The following is a 14,282-nucleotide window of genomic DNA, read 5'->3' as shown; positions in this document are numbered from 1 at the left end:
AGATTTAATTCCCCTTCTCCTGGGGGAGAAGGGGTGAGGGGATGAGGGCGAGGGTTTTTGTACAACACGCGCTGTATATAGCTTTTAGCTTAAGTTGACACAGGTGGGGGAAACCCCGCCCCTACATATATTTAATTACCCATGCCCAATGCCCAATGCCCAATGCCCAATGCCCAATGCCCAATCCCTAATAAATTTCTCCTAAAAGTACTTCTTTGGGTGCGCCTGTGGCGCTGGGGAGGTTTCCGGGAATGCCTAGTTGTCGCCAATAAGCTAAGACGGCAAAGGCGATCGCTTCTTTAAAATCTGCGCTGACACCAGCTTCATCTGTAGTTGTAACTGGTACAGATGGTAATAAGGACTGTAAGCGCTGTTTCAAATACAAATTGCGACTACCACCACCACATAAGAGTACGCGATCGGGTAGTTGGGGTAAAAAGATGCGGTAACTATGAACTATTGAAGCTGCTGTCAGTTCTGTTAGGGTTGCCATGATATCGGCGGGACTGAGTTGATAGGCTTCAGCATCTTGCAAGCACTGCTGGAGATAAGCCACACCAAATAATTCTCTACCAGTAGATTTAGGTGGTGGTAGCTGAAAGTAATCTTGCCCTAGCCATTGTTCTACTAAAGGCTGACAGGGAGTACCAATGGCGGCTAACTGCCCATTTTCATCGTAAGTTTTAGCACCATTAGTTAAATGCTCTACGGCTAAATCTAACAGGCTATTTCCTGGGCCAGTATCCCAGCCGCGCATTTTTTCTAGCCAATTATCGCGACGCGGAGGGATATAAGCAACATTACCAATGCCACCGATATTTTGGATACACCTTGCTTCTTGGGGATGACTGAGCAAATAAGCATCAACTCGCGGTACTAAAGGCGCACCATGTCCACCAATGGCAATATCAGCAACGCGAAAGTTACTGACAGTTGTGATTCCTGTTACATGGGCAATTAACGCACCGCGTCCGAGTTGCAAAGTATAACCCAAAGAGGAATCTTTCTGTTTCACCCCTGTTCCCTGGGGTGGTCGATGGTAAACTGTTTGACCGTGAGAACCGATTAAACTAGCTGGCGGATGACCAATTTGAATATTTTGGGCAGCTTGAGCAAAAGCATAAGCGATCGCATCATCGATTTCTGCTAATTCTGCCATTGAAATGGCTTCACCCGCACACAATGCCAAGATTTTCTCACGCAGTTCTGGAGGATAGGGATATGTTGCGCCTGCTAGTAACTCAACTTTTAAATCTAATTCTCGCCCAGTAATTTCTACAAAGGCAGCATCTATACCATCAACAGATGTGCCGCTAATTAAACCGATAACTTTAGTCATAAATAATTAGGACTTACACAATTTGCTATTGTTGACCGTTGACAGTTCACAGTCAACCGTTAACCGTCAACCGTCAACCAAATAAAGCTGTTGTTTATTGTTTGGAGTTCCCTTAAGCAACTTCTGTCGCAGATGGCATTTGTTTTTGCATGGTTTTGAGTAGAGTTAAAGCTTTTTCATAAGCTCGCTTTTCTCCCCGATTACCAAAAAAATCTGATGCTGTTTGTAAATCCGCGATCGCTCCTTGATAATACCCCAGTTGATAGCGAGCTACACCACGATTCACATAAGCCATACCATTATTGGGATTGAGGCGAATGACTTTGGAGAAATCACGCAATGCACCAAAGTTATCTCCTTTTCTCCCACAAGCACAACCCCGGTTAAAGTAAGCTCTGTAATCGTTAGCATCAAGTTGAATTGCCATAGTAAAATCAGCCATCGCCGCTTCCATATCTTGCAACTCTAACTGCGCTAAACCTCTGTCATTATAGATATCTGCAAGGATTATATTTGCTGAAGCCGGAATTTGACTCAGGGCTAAATTATAATCAGCTATTGCCTGGGAATAGTTACCTGATGCGGCATAGGCTAGAGCTAAATTATAGTAGGTGCGAAATTCATCAGGCTGAAGTGCGATCGCTTGCTCATAATCGGCTATGGCTGCGGGATAATCTTGTTGTCTGTAGTTTGCCAATCCCCGATTGAGATAACCTTGGGCATTTGTTGGTGATAAATTTATGGCTACCGTACAATCTGCGATCGCCTGATGGTATTCTTGTAATTGCAGATAAGCTAGACAGCGATCGCTATAAGCTTGGTCAAAATCGCTTTCAAGTTTAATTGCCTGATTTAAATCCGCGATCGCTTGTTGATAATTGCCCTGTTGAATCTCATTTACCCCTAGCTGAAAAAAATCACTGGCTGTAGTTGGGGCGTGAGATATCGGTGTAGCGTTAGCAGCTGGTGTCCAAAAGATGAAGGTAAAAATTGCGATCGCACTCAGAAATAATCGCCAAAAACTAGTCATAAGCAATATATTTACTAATTGGTAATTCGTAATTTGTAATTAGTAATTAAATCGGTACAAACCTCAATTGCAGTTCTAAACTTTCAACCAGACTTTTCTCTAGAGGTTTCAGAGCCAGCACAGATTTTAACTACTAATTCCCAACTATCAATTACGAATTATTTTGACAATTTCGGCACTAATACACTAATCAACTAATACAATTAGCGGGACAACAAGCCCCGCTAATTATACTTTGTCCTACAATAATTGAGTTAATTACTGGTCTTTATTTCCAGTCCTTCTCATTAGCTTGTTGCAGAACATAAGCTGCTACATCTTCAATTTGAGCAGGCTTTAACCGACCCGCAAAAGCAGGCATAGCATTTTTACCCTTTGTTACTTGGGCAATAATCGCCTCTGCTGAGTTCATGCCATACTTGTCCAAAGCATCCTTTTTCAGAGTTTTTTGGGCTTGAACTAAATTCTTACCGCCTGCATGGCAAGAAGCACAATTGGCTGCAAATATTTTAGCGCCACTAGCAGCATCTGCCGCTAATGCTGGACTACTGAAGGCAAAGGTGAAGATGGTAATGCCCAACAGTAATACGGAAATAATTTTCTTCATTTCGTGTTCTCTGTGAAACAAAAGCGTGATCGGTGATATGTCCTTACTAATTGTCAGTTGCAGCATTCACCTTCGTCAAAAGACAGCCTGTCAAACTTCGTGCAAATCCTTACCTGAACTAGGTTTTCGGGTTTTTGCTTTTCAGCTATTCCATATCATATTTGTGTCTATTTACAAAATATAAACTTTTGTAAAAGTTAACACTCAATAATTAAAAAATCCTGAAGAAACAGGGGCAGGGAGCAGGGGGAAAAGGAATTTTAGATTTTAGATTTGCGATTTTGGATTCCAATCTAAAATCCAAAATCCAAAATCCAAAATTGTTTCAATGCCCAATGCCCTATTTCTTTGCCAATTGTGTCAGCGCATCTTCTGTGACGCGGCAAATTCGCCAATCATCTAAAATAGATGCGCCCATACTGCGGTAGAAATTTTGCGCAGGCTCATTCCAATCTAAAACGCTCCACTCTAAACGCCCGCAATTACGCTCAACAGCGATTTGAGCTAATTTGGTTAAAAGTGCCTTACCAATACCTTGACGACGATATTCAGGTAAAACGAATAAATCTTCCAGATAAATACCAGGCTTTGTCAAAAAAGTAGAATAATTAGGAAAAAACAGCGCAAAACCTACAGCTTGTCCTGCATACTCGGCTAATATTGCCTCAATATATCTAGGCGAACCAAAGAGATGCTCTTTTAAAGCCATCACATCACCCGTTACTGCATGAGATAATTTCTCATACTCGGCTAGTTGCTGAATTAGGTCAAAGAGAACGCTGCAATCCTGAGGTTCAGCAAAACGCAAAATTAAATCGCTACGCGCAGTCATGAGGTTATAGTCAACAGTCCATAGTCAATAGTCCAGAGTCAAAAGTCCAAAGTCAACCCCTGGCGGGAATTCAAAATTCAAAATTCAAAATTATGAAAACTGACCAATGAACAATGACTAATGACTAATGACCATTTAAATCAACCACCCTTTTAAGCGTTTGGCAATGTGGGGACGGCGCAATTTGCGCATGGCTTTACTTTGAATTTGGCGTACTCTTTCGCGAGAGAGATTAAACATATTGCCAACTTCTTCCAAGGTGCAGGGTTCGCTACTTGTTAAACCATAACGTAAAGAAATGACATCTTTTTCCCTTGGTGTTAAGACATCTCCCAACACTTCCCAAATCTCCTGACGCATCATGTGTTCGTTCATTTTTGCTTCTGGAGATTGGTTATCTTCATCCTCTAATAAATCCATTAATTCCGTGTCTTCTTCCTTACCCACACGGTGATTTAAGGAAAGTGCTTGACGCCTGAGTTGTTGCAACTGGCGTAATTGTTGCACGTTCATGTCCAAAGCTTCTGCCATTTCCGCTTCGGAAGGATTGCGAGAAAATTTTTGTTTGAGTTCCCGTTGCGCTTTTTTAAGTTTGTTAAGTTTTTCAACAATATGGATTGGTAGGCGGATTGTCCGCGCATCATTAGCGATCGCTCTGGTAATCGCTTGTCTAATCCACCAATAAGCGTATGTCGAAAATTTATATCCTTTATCTGGATCGAATTTTTCTGTAGCGCGATTTAAACCCATTGCGCCTTCTTGAATTAAATCTAGAAAAGGCACTCCGCGATTAAGATATCGTTTAGCAATTGAGACAACTAGCCGTAGGTTTGAGCGAATCATTTTGCGTTTCGCCACTCGACCTTGATACAATCGGCTTTCTAGCTGCTTTTCTGTCATATCTAACTCAGCAGCTATTTGTGCCTTAGTCGGTTGTTGTCCTAAGTTAGATTGTAAAGACTCTTGTATATTTCTGACTTCTTCTAGAAATCTAACTCGCCGTGCTAATTCCACTTCTTCATCAGGTTTTAGCAACGGATAACGCGCCATTTCCTTAAAAAACGCGCCTACAGCATCGTCATGCTCGGTTTTATTGTATCCCGATGGACGAGCGGCTGCCATTTCGTCACCATCACGTTCTTCTGATTCCACAGTTTCGGGAATAGAAGAATCGTCATCCGCCACTGCTTCTAAACTCTCAAATGATGGTTCTTCAATTTCAGCAGCACTTTCTACTAATATTTCCAGTGTTCCCAATTCAGCAATATTCATAACGTTCCTTTAGGGATTGTTGCTTTGTTTGGTACATAATTCAGTGACAGCTGCTTGCTTGAGGCTTGGTAGTTCCCTAAGGGAGAAATGCACATGTCCGGTAGCAAAACAAAAGTTTATGCTAATTTCTCATTAGAAGTTAAAATCAATGTCTAGCTGTCATTGCTTGGTTCTTGCTAGATCGATCTCATAACAATACTGGCCTATGCACCCACCAAATATCTCCTCAGCTCCCCAATCTATATATTCCTCATTCTTTTCTCGATTGCTAAATATGTCAAATTTCCTCAAACTTTCTCAACCTTAACTCAGATAAAAGTTTCAGCTAAACTGCCTAAAAGATTAAATTTTTATTTAATTTTTTAACTTTTTTTAGACTGTCTTGGTTGGCAGTGATGTTAAAAATCATAAGCTTACTGCTGAGTTGATTGGGGTTGATTAGGTTTGATGACAGACACAAAATTAGCAATTTAAAAATGGGAATAAATTGTTTATTTGTATAAAAGCATCTCATATACATAAACCATTGAATATCTATCGATAGGGTGAAAATCTGATACCCTACCTAGTAGATATACCAATTGTTTTGAAGATAGTAGAGAAAATGCTTTTGTTGTGTATGGGGGTTATTAATTACTTATTGCATGTATAGTTGAGTTGAATTTGGTGATGTGGAAGATATAAGAGGAAACTTATCAAGTATTATGAGGGATAAAAGTATTGCGAATTACAGTTTATGCCATGCGGCACAAAAAGTTAAATTATTAGGCAAAATTTGATTGTAAACAAACCAGACATCAGCAGTAGAAAAATTATCTATTCAATCAGAACATATGTATATTGATGGCGTAAATTTATCCCATTTGGTAGTACATGAACCTGGGGAGTCTTATCAATCACAAGCAAATATCAATCGGTGGGTTGAAGTATTGGTAGACTGTCCAGGAAATTTGGGGTTATTTACCTATCGATTACCACCACAGTTAGAAATAAAACCAGGTGATATTTTAACCGTACCCTTTGGTACGCAACAAATGGGCGGGATTGCCATTCGCTTATTGACACAGCCCAATAGTGATATCCCAATAGAAAAAATCCGGGATGTAGAAGATGTCGTGAGTGTCGGTTTTTTTCCTGTTGGTTATTGGGAATTGTTGAATAGAGTAGCGACATATTACTACACACCGCTGATGCAAGCGATCAGGGTAGCTTTACCACCAGGATTATTGGGGCGATCGCAGCGACGGATTCGGTTAACTTCTCTGGGAAAGCAAGTTACAAAAAACGATAGTGACAATAATAATCTACTAACTCAGCAAATGTCTGCTGCGGCTACATTTATTAGTTCCTCAGCACAGCAAATTCTCCAACTTTTGCAAGCTCATCCATTAGGCGATTACAGTTTTATCTACCTACAACAAAAAATCAAATCGGCTCATCGGGGAGTGCGAGAGTTAAAACGATTTGGTTTAGTAGAAAGTTACTTAGAACCACCAAAATTAACTCGCCCCAAATTACAGAAAGCAGTTACCCTAATAGACACAATTGACGCTGATTTAACTCCTCGTCAACGGGAAATTATTGAAGTATTGCGCAGGCGTGGCGGTGAATTATGGCAAAGTGAATTATTGCAGATTTGTCATACTAGCGCCTCTGTCTTGAAGACGTTGGCAAACAAAGGCTACATCATTATTGAAGAACGGGAAGTATTACGCACAGAACAGGGGCCTGTAGTTAGCGGCGATCGCCCTAAATCCTTAACTCCCGATCAAGCTAAAGCTTTAGCTAAGATCCAAGCGCTTAATGGCTATACTCAAGTTTTGTTACATGGCGTCACAGGTTCGGGAAAAACCGAAGTTTACTTACAAGCGATCGCACCTTTATTAACTCAAGGTAAATCCGCCCTAGTTTTAGTCCCCGAAATCGGACTCACACCCCAACTCACCGATCGCTTTCGCGCCCGTTTTGGTAGTAAAGTTAGCGTCTATCATAGCGCTCTCTCCGATGGCGAACGTTACGACACCTGGCGACAAATGCTAACAGGAGAACCGCAAGTAGTCATTGGTACGCGCAGCGCCATTTTTGCGCCCTTACCCAACTTGGGTTTAATTATCTTAGACGAAGAACACGACAGCAGCTTTAAGCAAGACTCCCCCATCCCCACCTACCACGCGCGTACAGTGGCGCAATGGCGAGCCGAAATCGAAAATTGTCCCTTAATTTTAGGTTCAGCGACACCTTCCCTAGAAACTTTGGTAAGTTTGGGAAATATAGGAGAAGAAAATCCTTCCAGTTCATCTCTCTACCTCTCCCTACCGCAGCGCATCAACTCACGCCCTTTACCACCAGTAGAGATAGTAGATATGCGGCGAGAGTTACAGGAAGGAAATCGTTCGATATTTAGTAGATCCCTGCAAGAAGCTTTACACCAGCTGCAAGAAAGACAACAACAGGGGATATTATTTATCCATCGTCGGGGACACAGTACTTTTGTTTCTTGTCGCAGTTGTGGCTATGTATTGGAATGTCCGCACTGTGACGTATCTTTAGCCTATCACCACACCGAAGACGGCGCGCCCCAACTGTTGCGTTGCCATTACTGTAATTATGCGCGATCGCATCCCAAATTCTGCCCCGATTGCGCTTCCCCTTACCTAAAATTTTTCGGTAGCGGTACACAGCGCGTCGCCCAAGAATTATCACACCAGTTTCCCGAACTCAAATACATTCGTTTTGATAGCGACACCACCCGCAACAAAGGCGCACATCGTACCCTTCTCACCCGATTTGCTAACGGAGAAGCACATTTATTAGTAGGTACGCAAATGCTCACCAAAGGTTTAGACTTACCCCAAGTGACATTAGTCGGGGTAGTTGCGGCTGATGGCTTGTTGCATCTTTCTGATTATCGCGCCAGCGAGCGAGCATTTCAAACTTTAACTCAAGTCGCCGGTCGTGCTGGTAGAGGCGAAGATCCCGGTAGAGTAATTATCCAAACTTACAACACAGAACATCAGGTAATTGCAGCAGTCAAAAGCCACGATTATCAATCTTTTTCTACTGCTGAATTAGAACAAAGACAAGCCCTTGATTATCCTCCCTACGGTAGGTTAATTTTATTGCGCTTGAGCAGCTTAGATCCGATTCAAGTACAGAATACTGCCCAAATCATCGCCACAAAATTAAATACAGGTACAGGGTGGGAAATTTTAGGGCCAGCCCCAGCTAGTATTTTACGGGTAGCTAATCGTTATCGCTGGCAGATATTAATTAAATTTGCGCCTGATGATTTACCCAAGTTACCAGATTGGGAAGAAGTGCGACCGCTCTGTCCCCCATCTGTGAGTTTGACAATCGATGTCGATCCCTTAAATATTATGTGAAACCCGTTTTTGCAGCACATCAATATATTCTAAAGGGCATGGCAATGCAATGCCCCTACCATTTGTCCCATTCTTTTTTCATCCGATTTCTTCATAATTTCAACCTAGTAGCTTTCATCGATATATTTTGAGAAATCAAATATCAGTCTGATAGCAATCCTTACTGATTCAAAAACGCATATCTTCCTTGTCTCCCTTGTGCTTATAACTAAGTCAGCGAAAACAACCAAACTAGCTTACTAAATGTAAATAGATTGTAAAGTCTTCCCCATGACAAAGCCCAAAGCCTAAGGGCTGGTTTTCTCATCTGATAACTTTGTCCGCAGGATAAAGGAGAAATAACAAATAAAAATTTTTCGCCAAAAATTTAAATATGCCATATAATTTTTTGCTAACTTCTGTTTTTGTCGCAGCTAGCCAGGAGAAACTGTGTCCAGTGATACTTTGTAACAAGAAGACAGTGTAATAAAAATAGCATCACCTACCTTATAGATGAAGATATGAAAGTAGCAGCAGCAGAAAATTTATTGTATAAACAAACAATAGATAGGAGAACAATTAATGAACAACAGGAAAATTTAAACGCTATTCCTCAATGCATCAATCGTGATTGTGCAAATAATCACAAATAAAATTTGTAAATCTAACTTTATGAATAAACTTTAGGAACTGCTAAGTAAAAAACTATTCCCTTGTTCTTGTTTACTCTCAACAGTCAACAGTCAACAGTCAACAGTCAACGACTTAAACGGGAATAATTTATTTTTTGGATTTACCCGATCTGAAACAGAGCTGATTGGTAAATTTTTCAGTTTTCATAGTTATCTGTCTAAAACTTAACTTTAATTGAGTGCGAAATAAATGGGACAAGGTTTTCTCCAAATTGGGTTAACGCTGTGTATAGTTATACTAATTACGCCTGTATTTGGTAGATACATAGCCAATGTCTTTCAAGAAGAAAGAACAGTGCTTGATTCTCTGATGAATCCAATAGAACGAATCATTTATGTTCTAGTGGGTGTGAGAAGAAAAGAAAATATGAGTGGTTGGCAGTATATCAGGGCAGTACTATGCAGCAACCTGTTCATGGGCATTGTAGTGTATTTGCTGATATATTTTCAGAAATTCTTACCTTGGAATCCCAATGGCTTAGGCGCACCTACCTGGGATACGGTGCTGCATACCACCATTTCCTTTGTGACAAATACCGATCAACAACACTACTCAGGCGAGAATACATTAAGCTATTTTAGCCAAGTAGCGGCTTTAGGTTTTGTGATGTTCACCTCAGCGGCGACGGGTTTGGCGGTAGGAATTGCCTTTATTCGGGGATTGACAGGGAAAAAGCTGGGTAACTTTTATGTCGATCTCATCCGCGCTATTACACGCATATTATTACCTATATCGGTGATTGGCGCGATCGCTTTACTGATATTAGGTGTACCCCAAACCTTAGGCGAAACTCTCGCAGTAAGAACTTTAGAAGGAAGCACCCAATATATAGCGAGAGGCCCGGTAGCATCCTTTGAGATGATTAAAATGCTAGGCGATAACGGCGGCGGTTTTTTTGGCGTCAACTCCGCCCATCCCTTGGAAAATCCTAATGGTGCTACTAATTTAATCGAAGCGATCGCCATGATTTCCATCCCCGCAGCGATGATTTACGTCTATGGCTTGTTTGCTAACAACATCAAACAAGCTTGGCTGCTATTCTGGATGGTGTTTATCATCTTTGTCGTCTTAGTTGGGATCACAGCCACTGCTGAATTACAAGGTAATCCCCTTGTCAATGCCACCTTGGGCATGGAATATCCTAATTTAGAAGGTAAAGAACTACGCTTTGGCTGGGCACAAACAGCAATGTGGGCGGTAATGACTACCGCTACCATGAGTGGCGCTGTCAACGGAATGCATGATTCCTTAATGCCTCAAGGATTATTTTCGACTTTATTTAACTTATTTCTTCAGATTATCTGGGGAGGTCAGGGGACAGGAATAGCTTATCTATTAATATATGTAATGCTTGCCGTCTTCCTGACTGGGTTAACGGTAGGGCGTACCCCAGAATTTTTAGGACGCAAAATCGAAAAACGGCAAATAGTGCTGGCCAGTATAGTATTACTGATACATCCAATTGCGGTGTTAATTCCCAGCGCGATCGCCTTAGCCTACCCCTTTTCCTTCTCTGGGATCACCAACCCAGGTTTTCACGGCATTTCCCAAGTAGTTTATGAATATGCTTCAGCTGCTGCTAACAACGGTTCTGGCTTAGCAGGTTTAGCTAATTCCCAGCCAGCGCCTACAGCCCTATGGTGGAATTTGAGTTGCTTATTCCCCTTATTAGCCGGACGCTACATTCCCATTATTGCCATCCTGCTATTAGCTGATAGTATGTCACGTAAACAAACAGTCCCCGAAACCCCCAGTACATTAAAAACCGATTCTCTGCTATTTACCAGCGTGACAGCGGGGATCGCTCTAATTTTAGGCGTCCTCACCTTCTTCCCCGTTTTAGCATTAGGCCCCATCGCTGAAGGCTTTAAACTAGCCTCTGGTAGCTAGCGAAATTACGGAGATTTTGGGGGTATGGAGAAGGCGGAGAGACAAGGTAAAAAATACTCCCCCTGCTCCCCTGCTCCCCTACTCCTCAGCCCCTCCATCCTCACTCATCAAATTTATGAATCCAGTTGCAACTACCTCCAAAACTAAACCCCCACGTTCTCGTCAGAGCGATCGCCGTCAAACAGGTAAAAAAACCAAACCCAGTACTAGAGGCATATACTTTAGAGCAATTGGCGATGCTTTTATTAAGCTAAGTCCCGGAAAGGCCATTAAAAACCCGGTGATGTTTTTAGTCTGGATTGCTACATTAATTTCCCTAGCAGTCACCATCGATCCCACCCTATTTGGCCCAGTTGAGCAAAATAACCCCCAACTATTCAACGGCTTATTAACAGGAATATTATTCTTGACTGTTTGGTTTGCCAATTTTGCAGAAGCTGTAGCTGAAGCCAGAGGTAAAGCCCAAGCCGATGCTTTACGCTCAACTAAATCAGAAACCATCGCCAAAAAACTCGCCGCCGATGGTGCAATTACAGAAGTACCATCTACCAGCCTCAAACAAGGTGATACTGTCTACGTCATCGCTGGTGATTTTATTCCCGCAGATGGGGAAGTAATTATGGGCGTCGCCTCTGTCGATGAATCAGCCATTACTGGGGAATCTGCACCAGTACTGAAAGAATCAGGCTCAGATGTTGCTAGTTCCGTCACAGGTGGAACGCGGATTATCTCCGATGAATTGATCGTTCGCATCACCGCCGATGCTGGCAAAGGCTTTATCGATCGCATGATTGCTTTGGTAGAAGGCGCAGAACGCAGCAAAACCCCTAATGAAATTGCCTTGACAGTTTTATTGGCAGTTCTCAGCCTCATCTTTTTATTTGTTGTCGCCACTTTACCCGCATTTGCCTACACCGTTAAAACTCCCATCAGCGTTCCCATTTTAATTGCCTTATTAGTTGCACTGATCCCCACCACAATTGGTGGCTTGCTCAGCGCCATTGGCATTGCAGGTATGGATCGTGTCGCCCAATTTAACGTTATCGCTACTTCCGGACGAGCAGTTGAAGCCTGTGGAGATGTTAATACTCTAGTTCTAGACAAGACAGGTACAATTACCTTGGGTAACCGCTTGGCAGAAGATTTCATTCCCATCAACGGTCACTCAATGGAAGAAATTGCCAATGTAGCTTGGATAGCTAGCGTATTTGATGATACACCTGAAGGCAAATCAATTCTCCGACTGGCAGAAAGATGCGGTGCAAGGGTAGACTTCGATCCCAACCACGCCCAAGGAGTAGAATTTTCTGCGACAACCCGCATGAGCGGTACAAACCTGACAGGCGGAAGGGAAGTACGTAAAGGTGCAGTCTCCGCAATTAAAGGATTTGTGCGTTCTCGCAACGGACGAGAAACTCCAGAATTAGATATCGCCTACGAGCGAGTTTCGCAACAAGGAGGTACACCCCTAGCTGTTTGCTTAGACAGGGAAATTTATGGCGTAATTTATCTCAAAGATATAGTTAAACCTGGTATTCGCGAACGCTTTGACCAGTTACGCCGTATGGGAATAAGCACCATTATGCTAACTGGTGATAACCACATTACCGCTGCTGTCATTGCCAAAGAAGCTGGTGTTGATAATTTTATTGCCGAAGCTTCACCAGAAGATAAAATTGCTGTCATTCACCAACAACAGATAGAAGGCAAACTTGTAGCCATGACAGGCGACGGAACCAACGATGCGCCAGCTTTAGCACAGGCTAATATTGGTGTGGCGATGAATACAGGTACACAAGCAGCCAAAGAAGCCGCTAACATGGTGGATTTAGACTCCGATCCCACCAAGCTAATTGATATTGCCAGTATTAGTAAACAATTGCTAATTACCCGCGGCGCTTTAACTATATTTTCCTTAGCTAATGATATTGCCAAGTACTTTGCAATTATTCCTGTAATATTTGCCTCTGCTAACTTGCAAAGCCTAAATATTATGCAATTAACGAATACAAATACAGCAGTGATATCAGCTTTGATTTACAACGCTTTAGTTATTCCCGCCTTAATTCCCTTAGCTTTAAAGGGTATCCAGTTTAAACCTTTAACAGCTAACAAACTCTTACAACGGCATATCTTAATTTATGGTTTGGGTGGATTAGTCCTGCCATTTATCGCCATTAAATTAATAGACTTGCTGATAACTGCTGCGGGATTAATATAAATAATTAGCCTAAATAATCAAAAAAAATCCAACGGAACGTCAGGGATGCACAAAATGCAGCAAAAAATGAAAAAAGAAATTGAAAATTCGGAGCTATTACAGATATTATCATTTATCTGGTCACAAAGTCGCAGACAACAATTGCCACTAGGAATTTTTATTGTCATGTGCTTGAATTTGGCAATTGCTCCTGTAGTTTATGCTGCCTCTGATGGCTTATTAGAACGTCGCTCTGCTTGGGCAATTGGTATCTTAGGTTGTGTCACAATGGCAATTGTTATTTACCTATTGGTCGTCGTTTTTCAGCCAGAACGCTTCTAAAAAATATACCACCTTATTCAAAATTACTTCCGAGAACGAACGCATAAATTGTATGTCTATTATTCGGGAAATCATCAGAGCTATTCGTGTAACTCTGGTACTTTGGTTACTAACAGCAATCATATATCCTTTGCTAATTTTAGTCATAGGTCAAGGCTTATTTTCATCGCAAGCTAACGGTAGCATCATGGTGAATATAGACAATAAACCTATAGGTTCAGCTTTAATTGGTCAAGTATTTACATCTGAGAAATATTTTCATGGCCGTCCCAGTACAGTGAGGTATAGTCAAGGTAGAAGAGCAAGACCAACTGGTATATCTGGCGCGACTAATCTTGCTCCTAGTAATCCAGTATTACTTGACCGAATTGTTGAGCAAGCTAATCAATTTCAAGAAGAGAATATTCAACCCACAGCCGATTTAATATATACATCTGGTTCTGGTTTAGATCCTCATATTTCCTTGAAAACAGCTCGACAACAATTAGAAAGGGTAGCGCGTGCTCGGAATATTCAAGAAGATGAAATATTACCATTAATCAATAAATATACTGATGAAAGATTTTTATGGATTTTTGGTGAACCAGGGGTAAATATTTTGCGATTGAATTACGCTCTCGATTTGCAAGAAATTAACCGCCAGCAAAATTAATGACAATTTGGGCATGGGGCATTGGGCATTGGGCATTGGGCATTGGTAAGAAGTTAGCAATGT

11 protein-coding genes are annotated in these 14,282 nt (G+C 41.7%); 6 read left to right on the top strand and 5 right to left on the bottom strand.

The features are described from left to right. Positions 1–187 precede the first annotated feature (187 nt). The 5 genes from H6G41_RS30310 to H6G41_RS30290 form a co-directional block, all read right to left on the bottom strand. Positions 188–1,339: an anhydro-N-acetylmuramic acid kinase gene (locus tag H6G41_RS30310; protein WP_190751561.1), complete on the bottom strand. Its 1,152-nt coding sequence runs from the start codon at positions 1,337–1,339 to the stop codon at positions 188–190. A 112-nt stretch (positions 1,340–1,451) separates the two neighbouring features. Further along, entirely contained in the window at positions 1,452–2,369 is a 918-nt protein-coding gene (locus tag H6G41_RS30305; RefSeq protein ID WP_190751559.1) for a tetratricopeptide repeat protein, read from the bottom strand. Between the two features lie 268 nt (positions 2,370–2,637). Further along, positions 2,638–2,976, bottom strand: coding sequence for a cytochrome c6 PetJ (petJ, locus tag H6G41_RS30300; protein ID WP_190751557.1), 339 nt, complete (start codon positions 2,974–2,976; stop codon positions 2,638–2,640). A gap of 340 nt (positions 2,977–3,316) precedes the next feature. Further along, a complete protein-coding gene (locus H6G41_RS30295) occupies positions 3,317–3,808 on the bottom strand; it encodes a GNAT family N-acetyltransferase (protein WP_190751555.1) in 492 nt (163 codons plus the stop codon). A gap of 135 nt (positions 3,809–3,943) precedes the next feature. Then, a complete protein-coding gene (locus tag H6G41_RS30290) occupies positions 3,944–5,080 on the bottom strand; it encodes an RpoD/SigA family RNA polymerase sigma factor (protein WP_190751553.1) in 1,137 nt (378 codons plus the stop codon). Between the two features lie 833 nt (positions 5,081–5,913). On the opposite strand from H6G41_RS30290, the gene priA reads away from it, so the two are divergent. From priA to kdpC, 6 genes are all read left to right on the top strand, one after another. Further along, positions 5,914–8,463 carry a primosomal protein N' gene (gene priA, locus H6G41_RS30285; protein WP_190751551.1) on the top strand — a complete coding sequence of 850 codons (2,550 nt, stop codon included), beginning with the start codon at positions 5,914–5,916 and terminating at the stop codon, positions 8,461–8,463. A gap of 500 nt (positions 8,464–8,963) precedes the next feature. Continuing rightward, on the top strand, positions 8,964–9,095 hold the full coding sequence (locus H6G41_RS35925; protein ID WP_277878216.1) for a hypothetical protein: 132 nt from the start codon (positions 8,964–8,966) through the stop codon (positions 9,093–9,095). Between the two features lie 229 nt (positions 9,096–9,324). Further along, complete coding sequence (gene kdpA / locus H6G41_RS30280) at positions 9,325–11,025, top strand: potassium-transporting ATPase subunit KdpA (RefSeq protein WP_190751549.1); 1,701 nt, start codon at positions 9,325–9,327, stop codon at positions 11,023–11,025. 115 nt (positions 11,026–11,140) lie between these two features. Then, positions 11,141–13,246, top strand: coding sequence for a potassium-transporting ATPase subunit KdpB (gene kdpB, locus H6G41_RS30275; protein WP_190751548.1), 2,106 nt, complete (start codon positions 11,141–11,143; stop codon positions 13,244–13,246). Between the two features lie 66 nt (positions 13,247–13,312). Beyond that, complete coding sequence (locus H6G41_RS30270) at positions 13,313–13,567, top strand: potassium-transporting ATPase subunit F (RefSeq protein WP_242038111.1); 255 nt, start codon at positions 13,313–13,315, stop codon at positions 13,565–13,567. A gap of 52 nt (positions 13,568–13,619) precedes the next feature. Next, a complete protein-coding gene (kdpC, locus tag H6G41_RS30265) occupies positions 13,620–14,219 on the top strand; it encodes a K(+)-transporting ATPase subunit C (RefSeq protein ID WP_190751545.1) in 600 nt (199 codons plus the stop codon). Positions 14,220–14,282 lie beyond the last annotated feature (63 nt).

The sequence above is a fragment of the Tolypothrix sp. FACHB-123 genome, assembly GCF_014697075.1.
Classification (GTDB): Bacteria; Cyanobacteriota; Cyanobacteriia; order Cyanobacteriales; family Nostocaceae; genus Aulosira.
Note: the sequence above shows the minus strand (reverse complement) of the source record. Positions and strands in the feature narration are given on the sequence as shown.